20 protein-coding genes are annotated in these 22181 nt (G+C 37.0%); 16 read left to right on the top strand and 4 right to left on the bottom strand.

Annotation, left to right across the window (positions count from 1 at the left end; translation table 11 throughout):
• The first annotated feature begins 108 nt into the window (after window positions 1–108).
• Window positions 109–750: a hypothetical protein gene (locus VHO47_05625; protein HEX2978574.1), complete on the top strand. Its 642-nt coding sequence runs from the start codon at window positions 109–111 to the stop codon at window positions 748–750.
• A 14-nt stretch (window positions 751–764) separates the two neighbouring features.
• On the opposite strand, the gene VHO47_05630 is transcribed toward VHO47_05625, so the two are convergent.
• The gene (locus VHO47_05630; GenBank protein ID HEX2978575.1) at window positions 765–1490 is read right to left on the bottom strand and encodes an FkbM family methyltransferase; all 726 of its coding nucleotides are present in this window, start codon (window positions 1488–1490) and stop codon (window positions 765–767) included.
• Between the two features lie 166 nt (window positions 1491–1656).
• On the opposite strand from VHO47_05630, the gene VHO47_05635 reads away from it, so the two are divergent.
• The 11 genes from VHO47_05635 (at window position 1657) to VHO47_05685 (ending at window position 12129) form a co-directional block, all read left to right on the top strand.
• Window positions 1657–2463 (top strand): class I SAM-dependent methyltransferase, encoded by an 807-nt coding sequence (locus VHO47_05635; protein ID HEX2978576.1) that lies wholly within the window; start codon window positions 1657–1659, stop codon window positions 2461–2463.
• 96 nt (window positions 2464–2559) lie between these two features.
• On the top strand, window positions 2560–4017 hold the full coding sequence (locus VHO47_05640; protein HEX2978577.1) for a glycosyltransferase: 1458 nt from the start codon (window positions 2560–2562) through the stop codon (window positions 4015–4017).
• Entirely contained in the window at window positions 3995–4708 is a 714-nt protein-coding gene (locus tag VHO47_05645; GenBank protein HEX2978578.1) for a class I SAM-dependent methyltransferase, read from the top strand. The genes VHO47_05640 and VHO47_05645 overlap by 23 nt, the downstream gene beginning before the upstream one ends.
• Window positions 4709–4825: 117 nt before the next feature.
• Window positions 4826–5083, top strand: coding sequence for a hypothetical protein (locus tag VHO47_05650; protein ID HEX2978579.1), 258 nt, complete (start codon window positions 4826–4828; stop codon window positions 5081–5083).
• A 60-nt stretch (window positions 5084–5143) separates the two neighbouring features.
• Entirely contained in the window at window positions 5144–6151 is a 1008-nt protein-coding gene (locus tag VHO47_05655) for a glycosyltransferase family 2 protein (GenBank protein ID HEX2978580.1), read from the top strand.
• Window positions 6126–6833 carry a class I SAM-dependent methyltransferase gene (locus tag VHO47_05660; protein ID HEX2978581.1) on the top strand — a complete coding sequence of 236 codons (708 nt, stop codon included), beginning with the start codon at window positions 6126–6128 and terminating at the stop codon, window positions 6831–6833. The genes VHO47_05655 and VHO47_05660 overlap by 26 nt, the downstream gene beginning before the upstream one ends.
• A gap of 8 nt (window positions 6834–6841) precedes the next feature.
• Window positions 6842–8080, top strand: a complete 1239-nt coding sequence (locus VHO47_05665; GenBank protein HEX2978582.1) for a hypothetical protein — start codon at window positions 6842–6844, stop codon at window positions 8078–8080.
• A complete protein-coding gene (locus tag VHO47_05670; protein ID HEX2978583.1) occupies window positions 8070–9311 on the top strand; it encodes a hypothetical protein in 1242 nt (413 codons plus the stop codon). The genes VHO47_05665 and VHO47_05670 overlap by 11 nt, the downstream gene beginning before the upstream one ends.
• A gap of 126 nt (window positions 9312–9437) precedes the next feature.
• Window positions 9438–10133 carry a class I SAM-dependent methyltransferase gene (locus VHO47_05675; GenBank protein HEX2978584.1) on the top strand — a complete coding sequence of 232 codons (696 nt, stop codon included), beginning with the start codon at window positions 9438–9440 and terminating at the stop codon, window positions 10131–10133.
• 10 nt (window positions 10134–10143) lie between these two features.
• Entirely contained in the window at window positions 10144–11070 is a 927-nt protein-coding gene (locus VHO47_05680; GenBank protein ID HEX2978585.1) for a glycosyltransferase, read from the top strand.
• An 81-nt stretch (window positions 11071–11151) separates the two neighbouring features.
• Window positions 11152–12129, top strand: a complete 978-nt coding sequence (locus VHO47_05685) for a glycosyltransferase family 2 protein (protein HEX2978586.1) — start codon at window positions 11152–11154, stop codon at window positions 12127–12129.
• Between the two features lie 570 nt (window positions 12130–12699).
• On the opposite strand, the gene VHO47_05690 is transcribed toward VHO47_05685, so the two are convergent.
• The 3 genes from VHO47_05690 to VHO47_05700 all read right to left on the bottom strand — a co-directional run bounded on the left by VHO47_05690 (window position 12700) and on the right by VHO47_05700 (window position 17551).
• Window positions 12700–13590 carry a hypothetical protein gene (locus VHO47_05690; protein ID HEX2978587.1) on the bottom strand — a complete coding sequence of 297 codons (891 nt, stop codon included), beginning with the start codon at window positions 13588–13590 and terminating at the stop codon, window positions 12700–12702.
• A 329-nt stretch (window positions 13591–13919) separates the two neighbouring features.
• On the bottom strand, window positions 13920–14693 hold the full coding sequence (locus VHO47_05695; protein ID HEX2978588.1) for a hypothetical protein: 774 nt from the start codon (window positions 14691–14693) through the stop codon (window positions 13920–13922).
• Between the two features lie 263 nt (window positions 14694–14956).
• Window positions 14957–17551 (bottom strand): glycosyltransferase, encoded by a 2595-nt coding sequence (locus tag VHO47_05700; protein HEX2978589.1) that lies wholly within the window; start codon window positions 17549–17551, stop codon window positions 14957–14959.
• Window positions 17552–17845: 294 nt separating this feature from the next.
• On the opposite strand from VHO47_05700, the gene VHO47_05705 reads away from it, so the two are divergent.
• Genes VHO47_05705 through VHO47_05720 form a run of 4 tightly spaced genes read left to right on the top strand, consistent with a single transcriptional unit; the run spans window position 17846 to window position 22170 of the window.
• Complete coding sequence (locus tag VHO47_05705; GenBank protein HEX2978590.1) at window positions 17846–19006, top strand: hypothetical protein; 1161 nt, start codon at window positions 17846–17848, stop codon at window positions 19004–19006.
• Window positions 19007–19044: 38 nt separating this feature from the next.
• Window positions 19045–20202, top strand: coding sequence for a polysaccharide biosynthesis protein (locus tag VHO47_05710; GenBank protein HEX2978591.1), 1158 nt, complete (start codon window positions 19045–19047; stop codon window positions 20200–20202).
• Window positions 20153–21253, top strand: coding sequence for a class I SAM-dependent methyltransferase (locus VHO47_05715; GenBank protein ID HEX2978592.1), 1101 nt, complete (start codon window positions 20153–20155; stop codon window positions 21251–21253). Before VHO47_05710 ends, VHO47_05715 begins: the two co-directional genes overlap by 50 nt.
• Before the next feature lie 8 nt (window positions 21254–21261).
• Window positions 21262–22170, top strand: coding sequence for an NAD-dependent epimerase/dehydratase family protein (locus VHO47_05720; protein ID HEX2978593.1), 909 nt, complete (start codon window positions 21262–21264; stop codon window positions 22168–22170).
• Window positions 22171–22181 lie beyond the last annotated feature (11 nt).

Raw genomic sequence — 22181 nt, forward strand, 5'->3', positions numbered from 1 at the left:
GCTATTATTCTTCTTTAAAAAAAATGATTTTGATCACATTGTAACCAATTAGAAATTTAAATTAACCAAATGTTCAAAACCTTAACTCTTATTTTTTTTGCAGTAAATATGCATATTCAGGGCAAGGAGATCATAGTTTTGACAGCTGCGCTTGCCGATAATAATTTTGAATTTAGAAAGCAGCAGTATATTAAAGCGTTCAAAACCTTAAAAAAATATAGATATAAAAAGTTCTATATCATAGAAGCGCTTAAGAAAAATGGGCCGACCTTTCTCGATGAGTATTCCAAAAATGTATTCTATTCAGGTGCCAACAATTTTTCATTGCGAGACAAGGGGCTTAACGAAGGGATAACAATGCTTGAAGGATTGCGCCATTTTCGATTTGATACGGACGATATGATAATAAAATTAACTGGGCGATGGTGTTTGGTTTCAAAATATTTTCTTAAGCTTGTGAAAAAAAATCGAAATAAGTATCACGCTATCGCTAAGGTATGTAACAAATATGCATTAACCCAATGCTTTGCAATGAGATATGCCCAATTTTTAAAAATGCTCCAAAGCTTTGATTATCACGCCTTAGATCAAAAAGGAATAACTATTGAGCGCGCTGTTGGAGGATATTTAGCCGATAAGGCGGCTAGTGGTGAGCTCAGGGTTTTGTTTATTGATAAATTGGACATAGGGGTAGACCCGTTTGGAAGTACCACCTATCCACATCATTTGCATGGAGAGGTCAGGCTGTGATGGTCATGGTTTCGTTATTCTCGAACAAATAGGGCATCCCCAAACCACTCACCAGCAGTACTTAAAGCCTTTAATATAAATCCTTCCGCTTCAAGAAATTTCTTGATATCAGCAAAAAGATATTGACCAAGATACGCTTCTATAAATTCAACTTCAGTTAAAATGGCTTTCACAGTTTTTAAAATCTTTGGAGAGCCCTTTAGCATATTCATTTCGTAACCCTGCATATCAAGCCAAAGGAAATCAACATGTGTAATACCGTTTTGCGCTGCCCATGTGTCTAGGGTTGTGGTTTTAACAGAAATTTGAGTTGGGAAGGAAAGCTGTGGAGTAAGCACCGTATGCTCCTTTGGCGGCAAAAGTGAGCTTGAAGCCGACGCTACGCCCGGATTTTCAGCTAATTCTGAGACATAGAATAGAGATTCTCCATCTTTATCCGATAGTGCCATCTGATAGGTAAATATATTTTTTACACCCTGCGTTTTAGTTAAGACTTTATTGTATAGCTCAGGTACAGGTTCGAATGAATGTACGGTACAATTCGTTATGGTCTTGGCCAAATGCACCGAGTCGGCCCCGTCATAAGCGCCAGCTTCGACTATTATGGGTTTTTCTGGCATCAGCTTTGCAACATAGGGCAAGATTTCGTGAGCATAATAAAAGCTAGATACGTTTGCTTTTAATGAGATGGATAACAGAAAACTAATTGAAAGAGTAAAGATTTTGTAGTATATCTCCAACTGATCTCCTTGTTATTTGTAGAAAAAAAAATCATTAAGAAAATAATATACTAGTTGTCTATTTGTAAACAAATTGTCTTGCTCATGTTTAGTCAATCAACAGTTAAGTAGGCTCAATGCCAACAATCAGCAAAGACAAAGCAAGTCACTGCATGATGGAGTTAGAATGAATCAATATCAGTTAAAAGAATCAGTGAAAAAGTATTGGAATAAGGCGAGTTGCGGTACTGGTATTGCACGTGGTCAAAAATTTTCAAGAGATTATTTTCAACAAATAGAAGAGTATCGGTATCAAATTGAGCCGGAGATCTTTGCGTTTGCGCAATTTACGCGCTTTCGAGGAAAAAGAGTGTTAGAAGTTGGGGTTGGTGCAGGCACCGATTTTCTTCAATGGGTACGAGCTGGTGCCAAGGCTTATGGAATTGATCTGACATCCGAAGCGATAGAAAATGTAAGCCATCGGCTGATGCACGAAGGATTATTACCTTATGATTTGCAAGTAGCTGATGCAGAAAATATTCCTTATCCAGATAACTCATTTGATTTAGTTTACTCCTGGGGAGTTATCCATCATTCACCAGACACCGTCAGGTGTTTGGGCGAAATAATTCGTGTGTGTAGGCCAGGTGGCGTCATCAAGCTAATGATTTATCACAGATATTCACTTTTCGCATTTTATCGTTATTTACTAACTAGTGCGTTTATAGGAAAACCCTTTAGGTCGTTGAGGGATGTCCTTTTCTATGATCAGGAGAGTGTTGGAACAAAGGCATATACATTCAGGGAGGTAAAGCAGATGCTTGGCACATATCCCGTGAAAATCCAGCAAATTAAAGCGACCGTGAGTTATCATGATTTGTTGCTATATAAATCATGGCCATTTAGGTTTGCAGCCTATATACTAGCATCGGTTCTCGGGTGGAATAGATGTGGTTGGTTCATGACAATCGAGCTCCAAAAAAATAATAATTGAGGGCTTAAATTTAATGATGTACTTTCTGGTTAAGCTTATCTATTAAGGCCGCCCAATCAATAGTTGATGGAAGCTTTAAACTAATTAGGAGCTCTCGTGAGACGAGTGATGAGGAAAAAAACGAAAAAAATAAATTTAAGTTTTGTGGCCGCTTTGGCAGTTATTTTTTCTAGTTCTCTCAAATCTGACTGGTCAGATTTAGGTGAAGCATTTGACGACTTGATGGGAAAGTATGCTAGCCCATGGTATCAGGCTTGCAGGGAAAATAAAGCAGCGGAACCTTGGTTTAGAGACACCACCTTTGCATACTCGTTTGCTCGAGCTCAATTCGAGACATATTCTATTCATTGTTCCCGGAATGAAAATAAAGAATTACAAATCCCAAAGATTATTCATCAGATATGGTTGGGAGGTCCCCTCCCAGAGGCTTATGTTTCCTGGACTAAAACCTGGCAGGAGCATCACCCAGACTGGACTTATATTATATGGGGTGATGATGATTTACCTTTACTTCCTTTAGTCAATAAAAAGTTATTTGATAAAGCATCTAATTTTGGAGAAAAGTCGGATATCCTGAGACTTGAGTTGCTCAACTTATATGGAGGTTTATATATCGACACCGATTATGAATGTTATAAATCATTTGACGCATTCCACTATGCAAATAGCTTTTATGCAAGTGCGTTGTCATTAGGCTATTGTGGAATTGGTCTATGTAATGGATTGGTGGCGGCAGCGCCGGCCCACCCACTCATAAAGAAATTGGTTGCAGGGATGGGAGAATCATCTACCTTGCCAACACTGAGCGAGAGAACAGGGCCGATGTATTTTACGCGTATTTTTTTTGAAACTGTTCCGCAGGCTTCTAAGGGAGTCGTTGCTTATCCTCCGCGCTATTTTACACCAGGTCAAGATGACTCAATAAGTCATAAAGAGATTAGCACCTATGCAAATCATTGGTTTGCATGTAGTTGGGGCAAATCATTTGAAAATGAAAGAAGAATTAACGTAAATACCCGAGTGGAGAGAATGCTTACCGGGCGCTATTTTGAAGAAAAAAATAACAACAGTCTTGTTCAAGATAAGCAAGGTGTCCTATCGAGGTTGATTGAATCTTTAGAGGTAAGTCGAGTGACAGAATTAGGGGCTTGCAGCTTTATTGTTGGTGATGAACAATTTGCTAATGTTACCTATAAAGCATTGAGCCCTGTTAAGTTTTTAGTTTTAAATTACCGCATCGCATATCCTGATGAAAATAGAAGCTATTTATGGAAAGATTGGACTCAAGATTCCCTTCCCGAGGCAGAGCTATTGATGCTTGGCGATATATTAGATTATCTATCGTTTGAAGAGTGTCATCTCATGCTAAAAAGGGCTATTGATAGTGGTGCACAGTTTCTCCTTATTGCTCATGATCAGGGCGCAGAGAATGTTGAGAATAGTACGGATAAAAAAAGACAATTAAATTTATGCGCAACTCCGTTTAACTTGCCCAAACCTGAAAGAATAGTTGCTCTTGGAGATCGAAATTATGGAATTTGGAAACTTAACTAATAAAGAAGGAGTTATTGTGAAGAAGAACTTATTGCCGCTTATGGTAATAGTTTGTTGTTTTGCTAAAGAGGTACGTGTACGTGCGAGTGAAAAGCCTTCTGTTGAGCACGTATTCACGAATATATACGAAAAAGGATTGTGGTGGACGGGAGAAACTAACTCTGGGTGTGGTTCTAGTCTATACAACACGCAATTGATACGACAAGAAATTCCAAGAATTATTAAACAGTATGGTGTAGAAAGTTTATTAGATATTCCCTGCGGCGACTTTAATTGGATGAAATTTGTTGATTTAGGTATTGATTATATAGGTGCAGATATTGTCGGAAGTTTGATAAACGAAAATAAAAGAATGCACCAGGGAGAAAAAAGAACTTTTGTGCAGCTCAACATTATTACCGATTGGTTGCCTAAAGCAGATTTGATTTTATGCCGTGATTGTTTGGTACATTTATCGATTGCACAAATTTGGCAAACGTTGCGTAATATTAAGCGCAGTGGCTGTAAATATTTATTAACAACGTGCTACTCAGAGACTCAAACAAATAGTGACATAAGCGCTGGTAGCTGGAGAACGATAAATTTAACTAAAGAGCCATTTAATTTTCCGATGCCTTTATTATCTGTAAATGAGGGATATGAAGGAGATAAGTGTTTGATGATGTGGAAGATAGAGGATCTCCCCTGCTAAAAAAAATTAGAGCGATTGCAGTTTGATTATTTTATTAATAAGATGCCCTAGCAAAAAGTTGATAGGTTTTTCATGATGCATTAATTACGCCAAATTATTTTTATTGTTGGAGAGACGATGGAATATAGTCGTTCTATTTTTTTTATTACTTTTTCGATTCTGCCATATGTCGCTTCCTTAGGGCTAAGCTGTTCTGATGTTGGTCTTAATTCCATCAGTAATTTGAATTCAAAAAAAAGCCAATATCATTCTTTTGCTAGAGCTAAAGCTTTTTCTTTAAGCTTCGGTGAAGCTACTGCCCTCAAATCGTGTGTTGCTAACCCAAGCTCAAGTATTAGAAAATATTTTGAGCTTAAAGATGATGACTTTTCCTAAACATATTTGTGTGCTAAAATCCCTGTGAAAAGTAAGGGAAGCGCAAATGAAAGTACGCAATTGGAACAAAAGTTGGAAGCAAAAAATAAATTAATTTCGATTATTTTGCCGATTTATAATGAGGAAGAAAATATTTTGCTCGTATATAAAGAGCTGAATGTCATTTTTGAGCAACTTAAAAATTATGATTTTGAAATAATCTTTGTAAATGATGGCAGTAGTGATAAATCGAGGTATTTAATTGAAAAATTAGCCAATTCTGATGATAGAGTAATCAGTATTAATTTTAGTCGCAATTTTGGGCATCAAATGGCGCTTACGGCCGGCTATGACCATGCAGGCGGAGATGCAGTAATTACCATGGACGCAGATCTCCAGGATCCTCCGAAGCTTCTTATTGAAATGCTCGAAAAATGGGAGCGGGGAGTGCAAGTGGTTTATGCGCGCCGCGCAGATCGACAGGATTCATTTCTAAAAAAAATTACGGCGGTTTGGTATTACAGACTTCTCGACCGGATTTCAGACGTGCACATGCCGCGTAATGTTGGAGATTTTAGACTTATTGACAAAAAGGTTCTGGAAACGATAAAAAATTGTCGCGAAAAATCGCGCTATTTGCGCGGTATGGTTGCATGGTCTGGGTTCGAATCTGCATACGTTGATTTCCATAGACCAAATCGTCATGCAGGTCAAACAGGCTACACCTGGGCCAAAATGATCAAATTAGCGTTTGATGGAATGACCGGCTTTTCTCTTTTTCCACTTCGCCTAGCGGCATTTATTGGCATGTTTGTAATAGCTACCGGTTGCTTAATGTTTCTCTTTATCTGCTGCGATACTATTTTTTACGGTATTTACTATCCCCTTTTTAAATGGCTCACAACCATCATGTATATTTTCATGGGAGTCCAGTTTCTTTTGATGTGGATTCTTGGCGAATATATTGGTAGGATTTTTGAACAACAAAAAGGACGACCTCTTTATATTATTGACACTGTTGTTAAACAAAAAGAAATAGCGGCATCGCAAAAAAGGGATGAGAATGAGCCACATCAATCAAGAGTTTGATCAGTTCGCGCAAAACTATCGCGAAAACTTAGACAAATCACTTTCGCTTTCAGGAGAATCAAGCTCGTATTTTGCTGAGCTTAAAGTGCGTAAACTTGCTGAGTGGTTCCCAGGAATTATTGATAAGAAAATTGTTATTCTTGACTTTGGGTGCGGCGATGGAATGATGACTGGTTACATGGCTAACTATTTTAAAAATGCAGAAATTTACGGTGCAGATCCATCCCCAAAGAGCATTGAGATTGCTCAAAAAAAATATCCAAAACTGCACTTTTTCATTAGCTCAGATTCATCAACGCAGCTTGATTTTGTCGATGGCATGTTTGATATTATATGCGCAGCAGGAGCTTTCCATCACATTCCATTTGATATGCACCAAGGATATATGGATGAAATTGCGCGGGTATTAAAACCGGGCGGCTCATTTGTTTTATTTGAACTTAATCCGCTCAATCCACTTACCGTTCGCACATTTAACAATAACCCTATCGATCAAAATGCAAAAATGCTGACGCCGTGGTATGCATATCGATTAACTAATTCGCGTGGCAGGTCAAAAATTAAATTTTATTGTTTTTTCCCCAGTGTTTTGCGGTGGCTGCGATTTACAGAAAAGTTTTTAGCAAAAATTCCCTGCGGGGCACTCTATGCTGTTATAATGCAAAAAAAAATTAAACAGTGAGTTTGCGCATGATAGCTCTGCTGCAATCATTTTTTTCAACAACTTGTTCTTTAGTATGGTTTTATAAGCCGTTTGATGGGAGATATGTTCATTTAAAGTATGCGCTTGAAGGACTGCGCAAGACTTCGGTTCCATTAGTAGGATTTGATGGATTTGCATTAATTCCATTTTCAGCAGCTGATGACCCTGGTATTTATTGGCTGATACCCAAAATTGCTTTGATGCTTAATTGCTCGCTTGATGTTGCAATTAAACTATTTATGTATGGAGTTCCTGTGCTTTCATCGATGAGTGGGTTGATTGCGTGTTTTTATATGTTTCGTTCAAAATGGCAAAAGGCGGTAGCAATCATTGGCTTGTCGGCTATTCTTTTTCTCTCTCTACGCATTGGTGATACCTACATGATATATTCTTCTATAACAGTAGCACTGGTGCCATGGGCGCTTTATTTATGTACAAACGAAACTAGAATAGGTACGTATTTTAGCTATGGGTTATATGCAGGTTTGTTGATAGGGTTTTCGCAATTCTTTCGCGCCTATTCGGGATTATCATCATTGCTATTTATTTTAACTCTTTTTATCGCATGTAAAACGATATCAAAATACAAAAAACTATCGGCACTCACTTTTCTAGCTTTTGGGATGTTGATTGCGCACAGTTTTACACGTTATCAAGAGCGCTCGTACCATGAATTTGCAAAAGCAAATTTTAGCGGTCACACCCTCAAGGAATACAAGCATCCATTATGGCACATGATCTATATTGGGTTTGGGTTTCTCAAATTTGGAAACATTGACAATATTCGGTTTGAAGACAAATCGGCCGGAGATTTTTTAGAAAAGAAGCGTATGGGAAATCCTAAGCTCAGTGGAGCTTCTGATGAAGAGATCTTAAAAATAGAGGTGCTTCGCATCATTAGAGAGCAGAATTTTTTTGTTATATTTACCATATTTGGGAAGTTTGGGATACTCCTAATGCTTTTCCTATTAGCTGCAAATTTTGGTGCAGCGGTATCTTTGTTTTTTCCCAAACCATTTGCTGTAGAGATGAGTTTCATTAATGGGATTTTCTGCAGTGCCATCATGCCAATTATTACGATGCCATTCTTAACTTATTGTCTGGGGTTTATTGCCTTTTCAGTTCTTTATGGTGTTATAAGCATTAATTTCTTTCTAGATTCAGTACTGTTGACGAGTGGGTTGCGTCGATCAGTTCTATCAATGAGGAAGGCTGATGGAGTTTAGCCCGGGTCGATATGAAGTGCTCAAATATCTTTTGGCTGGTCTAAAAAAGACCGGAAACTCGCTCATTGAATATGACGGCACAACGTTAACGCCTATTTTTACGCGAGCCAATTCTGTTGATGATATTGGTTTGTTTATAATTGTCCCGCACATTGCGCATTTTTTTAATATTGCGCTTGATCAGGCGATTGATATCTTTTTTTACGGTCTTTGGGGGTTAAGCACTTTCCTTGGAATGATTGGCATTTTTTTGATTTACCGCAAATTTCCTATATACTGTGGCGCTGCTTTAGTCTCACTTATAAGCTGCAGCATTTTTAGTCTTTTTTATGTGCGAGAGGTCTATTTTTTATATAGTTTTACTGTCATTGCTTGTGTGCCGATTGCTGTCTACTTTTTTAAAGAACATATGGCATCTCCTTGGTTTTTTCCAGTTGCATTTATTGGCGGTAGCCTTTGCGGTTTTGCGCATATAATTCGCTCATATTCTGGCTTGGGAGTGGCTCTCTGGTTTTTAATTTCATTGTGGCTTACCAAAAGCCTTAAATTGCCTTTGTATAAAAAACTTCTATTGTCAGTTTTATTCATTGCGGGCATCTCGTTTTTTCCTTTATATACAAAAAAGATTGAAAAAGAGAGTACTCAATATTTAACAACGCACATTCCATCATTTTTACCAACAGCGCATGTTCATCCTCATTGGCATAATTTTTATCTAGGATTTGGATTTTTAGGATTTCTATCTCCTAATGCCATTGAGTACGCGGACGGATGGGCGTTAGACGAGGCTCGCCAAATTATTCCGGGTATCGATTTTGGTGATGAGCGCTATGATCCAATAGTAAAGAAGCTGGCTTTAAATTTTATGTTGCGCAATCCCCTTTTCATAATCCTTAATCTATGGTCCAAAATTGGGGTCCTTTTTTATTATTTACTGCGGTACTTACATGTGAGCATTTTTTTTATTTTTAGAAAAATAACCCGAGAGAAATTGATTCCTTTTTTGTCCGGCTTGGCAGCTTATTCTATTTTTCCCCTGCTTACAGTCCCCGCAAACGCATATACCCTGGGGCTTGTCGTTTTTGCATACATAAACGCACTTATTTATTTTACGGATAGGTTTATTGAAGATCCCTTTAGCAAGAGAAAAAAAGTTGTCGTTTTTTCAATTTTTATTCTTTTTTCTTTAATCAATAGTGGAATAAAATTCCTATTTTTACATTATCGCTAGTGCACCGGTGTTTCTTTAATGGTTTACTAAAATAAAAGACCTCAGAATGCATTGTAGCATTATAAAAATAGTGATAGTTTTTCGAATGATTTAATAGATTTTCAATACATTAAAAAAGGGGATAGTATGAAAAAAGCTTTGATCGTTATGATTTTCCTGTTGTTAGCATCAGTTACACAGAGCGATCAGACACGTCGGTCAACATCTAAGCAAATCCAAACAGTATTTACGAACATATACACTACTGGGGGATGGTATTGTGGGGCTTCATATTCGGGTTTGGGGTCGGACCTTTGTCAGACCAGAATAATTCGCGTTGAGATACCAAAGCTCTTGGAAAGGTACAATATAAAGTCGATGGCCGATGCGCCTTGCGGTGACTTTTATTGGATGAGAGAAGTGCTTCTAGATGTGCAATACATAGGAATTGATATTGTGGAAGAGATTATTGAGAAGAATAAACAACTTTATTGCAATGATTTAAGAACTTTTCAATCATTGGATATAGTCAATGACGCTCTTCCTAAGGTTGATCTGATTCTATGTCGTGATTGTTTAGTTCATTTGTCAAATGAACATGTCGCCAAAGCTTTGAGAAACATAAAAAAAAGTGGGGCGACTTATTTATTGGTAACTAATTTTATGAACACAAGAGAAAACGTAGATATTGCTACAGGAAATTGGAGACCAATTAATTTAACTGAAGCGCCTTTTAATTTTCCTGATCCGCTTGAGGTTATTAATGAAGGATGTACTGAGGGTGGTAGAAAAGCGGGTGATAAAGCATTAGCGCTCTGGAGGCTTGCAGACGTTCAAATATAAGGAAGAGTTCATGCTATCTTTTTTCGTTTTAGTTTTTGTTGGTTGGGCAAATCTATCATTTTCGATTCCTCAATTAGCAGATTTCGATATAGCTTGCGGTAAGGGCGACTCATACTATCAAAGACCTTATGAGAGATGCACCAAGAGATTTGATGCGCCTGGGAGCTTCAGCTTTAAATGGCTTGGTGGGCAAACGCATGCACAAGCTTTCATCAAATTGAGAGAGATTTTTAATGAAAAATTTCTAAACCGTGCACTCATTGAAACAAATACTTATCGGATTCCTCCTATTATTCATATTATTTGGCTCGGCAGCAACCTCCCCGAAAAATATAGTAAATGGGTTAATTCATGGAAAGCGCATCATCCTGACTGGCAAATTATCCTATGGAATGATGAGCTAGTGAAAAACATTAACCTTTTCAACCAAGATTTATATGACAGAGCAACAAATTTTGGTGAAAAATCTGATATCCTCCGATGTGAACTGCTTTTTCAATTTGGTGGTTTATATGTTGATACAGATTTTGAATGCCTCAAGCCATTTGATGAGTTGCATAAATATTGTGATTTTTTTGCAGGAATGATCCCAGTTGACGCATTCAGCGTTAACGATGACGGATCAGGCGTGTTGTTGGGGAGTGCTCTTATGGGATCGATACCTGGGCACCCTTTTATGGAAACAATGTTGCATAATATGCAAAGATTCAAAAATGAGCCGGGGATTGTTACGCGAACGGGACCATGGCTTTTAACTCGATCATTTTTTGAATACGCACCAGAAGATCAGCTGATTTCTGTGATATTTCCACCTACCTATTTTTATCCAATAAACAGTCCCTATATTCAGCAAGCGGGAAAAGGCTATTCGCACAATTATATAAAAAATGAGACCTATGCTATTCATTGGTGGGAGGCGAGCTGGGCAAAAGAGTAATGTTTTGGGACTGATATTCTCTAGACGGGCCATGGTTATTTTACAGATTTTTGCGGAGAAAACAAAACGAGCCAAATAGATATGCCTAAAAAAATTATATCGATTATATTACCAATATTTAATGAATCAGAGAACCTGCCAATTTTGTATAGACAACTGTCAACCGTGCTCGATGCTTTAGCTATGAGATACGAATTTGAAATTATTATGATAAATGATGGCAGTCGTGATAGCTCATGGAGCATAATTAGTTCGCTTTCTGCTCTTGATAACCGAATTAAAGGGATTTCTTTTAGTAGAAACTTTGGGCATCAAATTGCCATTAGTGCCGGATATGATTACGCATCCGGCGATGCTATTATTACCATGGACGCAGATCTTCAGCATCCTCCAGAGCTGATTCCAGAACTGATAGGTCAATGGGAATCTGGTGCCTATATTGTTTATGTTAGAAATACAGATCCTGTACAGAATTTTTTCAAGAGAATAACATCGAGTTTGTACTATAGTCTTCTTGATTCGATTGTCTCAATAGAAATTCCGCGGCATATTCAAGATTTTCGTTTAATAGATAAAAAAGTCTTAAGGGTTATTCGGCAGTCAAAGGAGAAATCGCCTTATTTGCGTGGCATGGTTGCCTGGACTGGCTATCGATCAGCATTTATTGATGCTCCTTATGCTAAAAGACAGAAGGGCGCTAGTGGCTATTCGCTCAGCAAAATGATCAAACTAGCATTCGACGGCGTTACGGGGTTCTCGCTCTTTCCGCTTAAAATTGCTAGCTATATCGGGTTATTCGTTATTTTTACCGGTTTTTTGATGTTTGCCTACGTAACCATCGATGCGCTTTTGTTTCGAGTTCATTATCCTCTGTATAAATGGCTAATTATTGTTGTTTATTTATTTATAGGTATTCTTTTTTTGCTTCTCTGGCTTATTGGAGAATACATTGGACGCATATACGAAGAACTAAGGGCACGGCCCCTTTACGTTGTTGCTGATACTAGAAACTTTGTTTATGAAAAAAATAGTGTAGAGCAAAGAATGCAATGTTTATAAGCTCTTTGTGGGTCGAAAAAGGTTATACGGCTCACGCGCATTGGGATCAATTACAATTATTAGAATCGTGCGAGGAATTATAACTTAATCCTTCGTTGATGATGACCGCTTCTCAGCTCCATTCTGAGTTTGGAATAAAACTTTAAAGAAGGGGTTATCCATATATAGGACATAAAATATCTTCATGTGTTATCATCCTCCATTCATAGACAAGTTTGATGAATAATTAATCTAGATCCTTTCTTAAAAATTGCCGGGCAGATTTTATTAAGCGCGAAGGTATGGAATACACAAATATTTTTACATGCAGATATTAAGCATATCAAAACCGCTTTTTTTTACACTGCAGACCCCTCTTGAACGTCACCGGTTTTATTGATTGTGGATTTTCGTAATATGAAAACTTGAATTAGCTAATTAGCAGCAACAACGGCATATCGGTTTTGAAGTAAATCTCTTTTTATTTATTTGGGTGTCAAGTCTGCATAAAAAATTGAAAGCAATTCGCGAAAGCTCGGAAAAATTTTTTTTTAGAATGTCGTAATGCATGATATTGATATAGGAGGAGTTTTATTCACTTAGTAAAACATCAACCGATATCCAATGTTCGAACGGCGCGTGCATATAGGAAACATAATAAACTATACCATCAGATAAATAGCCGGCAGTATAACTAAATGAGCTTCTGCCCGTCACTAATACGTCCGCAAGTACAAGAGCAGTGTACGTTTGCTCAGCAGCCTCGTTTATGTGCAAAATTGTGTCTGGCGAAGAAAATTCTTCGAATCGGCAGCTTTCTCCTTGAGAGAATATATGGAACAGCGGATTTTGCGCAGCATAAATTTTTCTTAATTTTTTTATGATATCAATGTAAACATTATTTGGTATATCTGTGCCATATACCCTATTATCATCGGGATTTGGTCGCCGTATGTGAACTGCTATATTTAAGCGATTAACATCGAAATAGTGGGGGATTGTTTTATTAGCTCTGAACGCTTCTTTAATTTTTTTTAGGTTTGAGCATTTCGGGAACTGACGAATATTCGTATCAAGAAAAGCAGCGTAGTGGTCAGTTTTTAGCTCATATCCGTTTGCGAGAGCTAAATCAATGGTAGGAAAATTGCCAATCATGTTTATCAACTTCTCTCTTTTTGCAAGAAAATCTGGGTCAGTTGGGCTGCCCCCATAGTTGTGCTCCATTGTGGTGAATGGCCTATAAAAAAAATCAAGATGATTAAGCTCTGCATAAATCGCAGCTCCTATAATCTGCTGAACATGAGCCCCAAAGCCATCCCCCCTTTCCATATTGGTAATAGCAATTTTCTTGCGAGTGGTTGCTATTTGATTGACCTTGCTCTTTTCTTTTTTCTTTTTTCCAAAAGGATTCCAACAGTGTGCCGATTGACTTACAGAGCTTATGACAGCTAATAAACAAAACCACTGCATAAGATTTGACATTTGAATTCTCCTTTCTTAAAAATTGCCGGGCAGATTTTATTAAGCGCGAAGGTATGGAATACACAAATATTTTTACATGCAGATATTAAGCATATCAAAACCGCTATTCAAGATCTTGATAAAAGTTGGTTCTTTTTTATTAAACTCATAAAGAGTTCTTTATCAACACATAAGGTTTTAGCGGTATTGCGTGCATAGCGTTAATGAAAGTTGTTTCGCTGATGGATCGATTGGGTTCAAGAATGACGGTGCAGCAGGCCTGAAAAGATCTCGATTAAAAAATATTTTTGAAGATTTTTGATAAACAGTCCATTGCCGGGTGGGCTTCGCTACTCCTTTAATAGATCGTCAACTGGTATCCAATGAGGCAATGGAGCATGTGCATAAGAAATATGATAAATGGTGCCATCTGACAAATATCCTGCAGTATAGCTAAATGAACTTTTTCCAGTGACTAAAACGTCTGCGAGAACCATCGAGGTGAAGGTATCTTCGATAGATTCGTTTAAGTGAAGAATAATGTCCGGCGAGTTAAACTTCCCAAAGTTCTGAATATCGCCTTGTGAGTAAAGGTGGAACAATGGTGTTTTGGAGGCGTAAATTACTCTTAATTTATCAATAACTCTTATATAAATATCGTCCGGCACGTCAGTTCCATATGACCAAATATCATGTGGGTTAGGCCTTCTCAAATGGAGTGCGATATTCAGTTTTGCGGTGTCAAAATAATTATTTGCATCTTTATTTTCTCTAAATATTTTTTTGATTTTTTTTAGGGCGTTGCTATTCGCGCATGCAATAGTGTTCGCATCGAAGAAAGCCAAGTAATTTGCGGTCTGAATCTTATAGTTTTTTTTAATTGCTTCATCGATCGTTTCGAAATTTCCGATAAAGTTTATAAGTTGTTCTTTTTTTTGGATAAAATTGGGATCATTATTATAATTATGCTCCATTATTTTGAATGGTGTATAAAAGAATTCTTTATTATTTAATTCGGCATAAATCGCTGTGGTTAGGATAATCTGAAATTGAGCTCCAAAGCCATCAGTTTTTTCGCAATTTGTTATTACTTCTTTCAGGCGATCTTGTTGCGTATTGGTCATACATTCGATTTGTTCTTGCATAAAAGCCAGAATGAGGAATAGGTACCTAAGAAACGATTTCTTGTGCATTTCACTATCCTTTTTTTGTTTCGGTACTGCTAAAAATTAGGACAATTTTTAAATATGGAATCTTAAGCATTGCTAAAGTAAAATTATTCTAAACTATCTCTTTTTAGGCAAGCAATTTGTACGAACTAAGGAGGATTCGCAAAAAGTTCTTCTTATTGGTGTGTCCTTGATGAAAATGATAAGATTGTGCTGTCTTAGCGATTGCAAAGAAAGAGAATTATTGAGTCGACATTTTTTTGCCAACTATAGTTCAAGATTGCTTTATCGCGGCTGTTTTTGTTGATCATTTGAATCTCAGTGAAAGATGCTGTTGCGAGTATAATAGCTGCATCAATAAAGCCACTTAGATTTTTTGGATCAACTAAGATGCCAAGTTTGTTTTCTAATTCTAGTTTGGTGCCTGGCTGGGGATTGATTAATGAAGGATTCATGAGCTCTGTTATTTGCTCAAGATTTGAAGCGATGATTGGTTTGCCCATGCTCAGATATTCAAACATTTTAGTGGGTGAGCCAAAAAAACGAGTTCCATCGGGCATTTGTTGCGTGGGGCATAAGAATGCATCACAGGCTGCTAGATATTCTCTCGCAATCTGCGCATTTACTAGTCCTGTCAGTGTAACATTGCTCGAACTACTTGTTCGTTTAATTTCATTTTCGATGTAAGGCTTAAGAATTCCGTCACCAATCAATAAAAAATGAGCGCGAGGTATTTTTTTTATTACATCTGGAATCATATCAGCGATTGTTTCTATTCCATGCCAAAAAGAAAAGGTGCCCACAAACCCAAAAACGAATCTATCTTCAATAGAGAGCTCGCTGCGAATTTGGTTCCGTTTGTCTATTAATTTTTCGGGGTCGTAAAGATTTGCATCAACGCCGTTAGGATTTACCAGTATTTTCGCTGAATCAAATCCTTTTATTACGAGATCATCTTTAAGCGCTTGAGAAACAACAACAATAGTTTGTGCATATTCCAAGTTTATTTCTTCAATTAACCTCGCTAGCCAGTTAAACTTGAACCAATTTTTGGGTGCAAGTTGATCAAACTGCCATACTTCCGAACTGTTGTATTCTAAAATTAATGGTATTTTATACCGCACGCTAAGTAGCACCCCAGTTGCGTTTAGCAAACTGTAGCGCTGATAAATAAGATCAAAAGAATTTTTTTTAAAGTAAAGTCTTAATGATCTCGCAAAGAAAAATGTTGAAAAAAATGATTCGAGCCGCCAGCGTAAATAATTTAATTTCCATCTCAAAAAAATAAATATTCGTGAAACTTTTAGGCGAATAAAGTCGTTAGAATATTTTTCTTGGAGAATGGTCGGCATAGCACATGAAGCTATGATTACTTTGGTTCCGCGATTTTTAAATCCATCAATGACGCCGAGCGTGTGTGTGACTGAGCCACCAGCAGTAAGCTCTTCTGCGCAGATATCGGTTCGCAGATAAAGGAGGCTTTCCAATGGCTTGTTATTGTAATTTTTCATTGGTGGGCAAATATATTTTAAATTTTTTATAACTAATCGGCGCATAAATTTGCCAAGTTTTTTTTGCTCTAGCTGAGTGATAATGTTCGTAGTAAAAATAAGGATAGGCCATAGGAGACCAACGCCAAAAAAGATAAATAAAAAGTTAAGTCTATATGATATGCAGAGGTGCGCTACGGCAATGCAGATGCCAAATACACTTAATATTTTGGTGACGGAAAATAACGAAAATGAAAGGGGGTATAAAGCATTGCTTATTTTATGGCTAATTGCGCCGTAGATGATAAATGAAGTGCTATTTGCTAGAAAAATTCCCCATAGTCCGTGCCAGGAGGTGAAATAAAGAAACAAGGCCTGAAGGGGGACAATTATTGCGCCTATGAGAGGAATATAATTTGTGCGCGTTGCTAATGCAAACCCTGCCTGCAAAACGCGTGCTATTTCAAGGCAAACAAGTGGTATGAAAAAACTGGGCAGATAGGCGGTTAAAAAATTGTATTTCACAGGGAAAAAATACATAATGCCTGCATATGACCCGATCATTGCATACAGCCCAACCGTCGCAATAGCAATACAAAACGAGCGCATGAGTTGAGCGATGAGAAGTTGGCCGTCCCTTTCCTTTTGCGCATTAAAAATGAGAAGTGGCCACGTATCCATTATCGCAATCGCAACAAACTGAAAAAGTGCACCGAACCTCCAGAGCAGCGCATACGTTCCAAGGGCCTCATAACCCTGATTTTGCTGTATAAACCAGCGATCAATACTTAAGAAGCTTGTATATAAAAAACTATAGATGAGCAATGGCAAACTGTAGGTAATTTGTTGCTTAAAAATTTCGTACGAATAGGCGCGATGGCGGATCCAGATTCGGATGAAGAGAGGCAAAAAAATAATAAAAGAAAATACGTTTGCATACCAAAGCGCCCTTAATCGATAGCCCGCGGCAACGCCGAGAAGTGTTAGCATGGTTGCAATAATATTCTGTCCGCAAAATAGAACCAAGTACCACACTACTTTTTCGTGCATACGGATATATGCCAGCACCATCGAAAAAAGGGTAAAAAATGCGATGCTAGTGCTTATGATCACTATATATTCGGCACGCGCAGGTGCCACGTTGCCGTAGTAAAGTATTAATGCAGTAAATATTGTGGCACATGCGCCTAAAAAACTGGCTAAGAAACTATTGCCAATCGCTTGCATTTGTTTAAGGGAATTATCTTTGTAGAGCAAAAAAAAGCGAATCATGCCGGTTGCAGCATATGAAGAAAGTAAGAGTGTTCCGTAAGAAAAAAGCATCTGATAAAATTCCCAAATGCCGAATTCTTCCAATGAGATTTGAGATAAGAGATATGGTAAAAATAAAAAGTTTAGGGCTCGCACTATTGCGGAGCTTAACCCAAAGAAAAATGAATTATATGACCCTCGTTTTAGATAGTCCATGAGCATGGCTATTACTCTCCCAACTTTTTTTGTGATCAAAGAGAAGAAACTATTAATGTTGAACTTACGAAGTTACTAAAATGCTTTTTGTGTCTATTTATTTTGTAAATAGTATAGTCTTTTTTTAAATCTATGAAAAAAGGAAGAATTATGAATCTCATGGGCACGAGGCTTACTCACCTTGCAGCAACAATGGCCGGATACCTAAAGACAGGTATTCCTCTAATAGAGTGGGATGGCTCAAGGCTCTTGTTGACAAATACCGGGGATGATATTGGGGTTTATATTATCATTCCTAAGCTTGCTTATTTTTTTCATTTATCTCTTGAGCGCGCAATAACGATTTTCTTTTCGTCGCTTCTGATTTTGCCAATGATAATCTCAATAATCTTTTTTTGCATCGCTTATAAAAAGATTTCGCAGCGAATAGTTTCAATAAGCTGCGTAATTCTCTTGACTCGCTTTGCATATGCCATTGGAGATGTGTATTTGAGTTTTAGTGCGGCTGCGCTCATTTTAATTCCATGGTCTTTAATAATTTGCGAATTAAAAAGTTTGAAATGGAGCATTTTCTTTGGAGTCTTTTCTGGCATCAGTGTAAGCTTTTTTCATTACATTCGTTCATTCTCTGGAGTTGGGGCGTTGTTGTGCATTTTTACTTTTATGATGGGCTCCAGAACGCACTCAAAAATGAGCAAAGCCTATTTTGTATTGGCGCTTGCAGCTGGGCTTTTTGTTCCTCATTTATATTTTAATGCTCAATATAAAAAAGCTAAAGAGTATGCGAGAGCTGAATTAGGTGAGTCTTGCTCTATAGAATCGAACCATGTTTTTTGGCATCCACTGTATTTGGGTTTTGGATTTCTAAATTTCAAAAATTCCAAAAATATCCGCTATGACGATGCTGTTGGGCTGCAAACAGCGCTAGCGGTTAATCCCAATGTTGTATATTGTTCGAAGGAATACGAAGAGATTTTGAAAAATGAGGTGCTATTAATAGCTAAAAACGATTGGGTTTTTTTAATCTTAACTCTTTTTGCAAAACTCGGAATTTTGATTTTTTATTTACTTAAATTTGCAAATATTGGTTTATTAGCAGCATTTGTTTGTAGAAAGCCATGGTCTATCGATGGTGGATTTTTTTTGGCATTGTGTTGGAACTCGATATTTTCTCTTCTAGCGATTCCTTTACATGAATATGCACTTGGTTTTATTTCGTGCGCAACTTTGTGGGGGATTGTTAGTATCAATAATATGCTTTCAGCACTTCCTCGCTTCAGCTTTCAACAAAAAAAATGCTTTAATGTTTGATGTTCTAAATTAAATATGTTTTCATAAAAGGAGAAAAAATGAGGATCATTTCTTACTTGATAATGTTTTATATTTTAATGAATTCGGTAAGTGCTTTTTCTAATTATCAAAATAACTTTGAATTATTTGAAAATAAAACCATCCTAATTTTAGGAGGTACTGGATATCTAGGCAGAGCGATAGCCACTGAAATTTTGCAATATAATCCTGCAAAAATAATTATTTTTAGCAGGGATGAAGTAAAGCATTTTAATTTGGAAAAATGCTTTCATAAGAATTCTAAAATTCAAAGCATTCTTGGGGATATTAGAGATTATTACGCCTTGTTAAGTGCAATGGTTGGCGTCAATATAGTTTTTCATGTGGCTGCACTTAAAAGAATGGATTCTTTGGAGTCAAATGTTGAAGAAGCGATTAAAACTAATATTTTGGCGTCAATCAACGTTTTTAGGGCATGTGTAGAATCCAACGTTGAAAAAGCCTTGTTTATTTCGACAGATAAAGCCTGCTTGCCAATTAACGCTTATGGGGCATGCAAGTTTGTGAGTGAAAAGCTTTTTACAAATTATGATTCAAGCAAAATTAGCACAAAATTTATGGTGGTACGTTTTGGAAATATTTTAGAAAGTACTGGGTCGGTGATTCCTATATTTTCTGAAAAGATAAAACTAGGAGAAGAAATTCCCTTAACCAGTGATCAAATGACTCGTTTTATAATAAATAAAAAAGAAGCCGTTAGTTTAATCTTTGATGCAATACGGTATGGGAATGGTGGGGAAATTTTTGTTAAGAGACTTCCAGCTATGAAAATTACAGATTTAGTTGACGTGCTCAAGATGCATTTTAATAGTGATAATAGTGTTAGGGTTATTGGCTTAAGGCCAGGTGAAAAAATTCATGAGCGTTTGATTAGTGAATCGGAAATGCAAAGAGCTATACAATTTAATGACGATTTGTTTATAATACGCCCAACGGTAGTAAATCTATTTTGCTCAGCCGAAAATATACCCAGTTATATGAAGGAAGCAAAAGATATACAGAATATTAGTTGGCGCGAGTATAGCTCAGACTTGGAACCGATATCCAAAGATGAATTAGCGAGCATTATTAACAAGCTTTCGATACTGGAATTAAAAGGAAACGAGTATGAAAAAAATAACAGTCCTGGGCATGATTATTTTTGTCATAACTTTTGAGGTTTTCTCTCTAACGGCGAAAAATTTAGTCTATGTTTATAAGAATGACAGCTCTTTCGAAAGAATAGTGACTGAAGCTTTTGATAAATTGAATATAGAATACAAAATTGTTGATGCTGTAAAAGAAGAAAGCGCGCTCTATATACTTTTTGATGTTTTGGATTGGGATGAAAAGAATCTCCCAAAGTATTTTATTGCCTATCAATCATTCAATCTTAGTAGCAATATTTTGACCGAGAGTTATCTAAGTAAATTGAGGCGCGCGATTGTCGTGTGGGATTATAGCCGAGAAAATATAGATCAGTATAAATCGAAATTATTTAATTATTTTTATTTTCCCTCAGATTATGAATTCATCGACCCAATATGTCTGGTATGTAAGCTGCCAATTGAGGCATTAAAAACTTACCGCGATTTGCTGATGTATAGCAATAGCAATAACACCGATATATCAAGCCATCTCCCCACGCTTTTTTATTATGGATTAGTTCAAAATCCGAAAATTATAGTAGAAGCAGGAGTGAGGGGTGGAGAATCGACTATTCCCTTGCGAAAGGCCCAAAGTTTTTGCGGTTCGCAACTCATAGGCATAGACATTTCGCCATATGCAGGCAATGCATACCAAGGCTTAGCTAATAGTGCCTTTGTTTGTATGGACGATTTGCTATTTCCTGAATACTATAAAAATAAATTTGGAAATCAAAAAATAGACCTGGTTTTTATTGATACATCCCACCTTTATGAACACACTTTGGCTGAAATAAAAGCGTTCGTCCCGCTTTTAAGTGTAAATGGATTATTGGCTTTTCACGATTCAAACGTTACCCCTATAGAGGGCCACTCATGGATCACGATTAGTAATGTTGTGTGCTCGACCGGACCTGGAAATACGCGGGGAGTTACTGAAGCTCTCCAAGAATATCTAGGGATGCAGTTTGATGAAAGCTGTTATCTAAATTTTCATGCAACCTCCGTTGATGGGAATGCATGGCATGTAATCCATTATCCTTTCTGCAATGGGTTTACTATTTTAAAAAAAGAAAATAAGTAGGAGATTCAATGAATAAAAAAATACTCTGTGTCCTCTTTTTATTTTTTTTTAATGAAGCTATTCCTGGGGCTAAAAGAGTTTTGGTTTTCGGAGGCACTGGTTGGATAGGTGGAAAGATTGTTCGAGCCTTAAAAAGTGCAGGCCACAACCCAATTATTGCAACTAGCCGTCTTGAAAATAGGCACGAGATAATTAATGAAATATCAAAAACGTCGCCTGATTATATTATTAACGCGGCAGGTCTCACTGGGAAACCAAATGTCGATTGGTGCGAAGATCATAGACCAGAAACTATACGGACGAATGTAATTGGAACTCTTAATTTAGCAGATGTTGCATATCTGCACGATTTACATATGACAAACATTAGTACAGGTTGTATCTATGAATATGATAAAGAACACCCGATGAAAAGTGGTAAAGGATTTACAGAAGAAGAAGAACCAAATTTTACTGGATCTTTTTATTCACGAAGCAAGATTTTTCTGGAAAAGCTAATTTTGGAATATCCAAATGTTTTAAACTTACGAGTAAAAATGCCCATTTCACTAGAACTGGACAAGGGATTCGTAGGTAAAATTACTAAATATAAAAAACTTATAAATATTCCTAATTCTATATCGATATTAGAGGACCTCGTGCCATTGGTTATTGATATGACATTCCGGCAAATCAAAGGAAATTATAATTTCGTAAATCCTGGAACTTTGTCTCACAACGAGGTACTTGAATTATATAAGCGGTTTATCGATCCAAATCATGCCTACGAAAACTTTTCAATAGAAGAGCAGAATCAGATATTGAAAGCTCGTCGAGCGAATGCTGAACTGAGTCCAAATAAATTATTGAAAGTTTATCCAGAAATTCCCACGGCCAGACAATCATTAGAGCGGCTGTTTCAATCAATTAAACAATGAATGAACAGGAA

It is taken from the genome of Candidatus Babeliales bacterium, assembly GCA_036260945.1.
In the GTDB taxonomy this organism is placed as follows: Bacteria; Babelota; Babeliae; order Babelales; family JACPOV01; genus JACPOV01.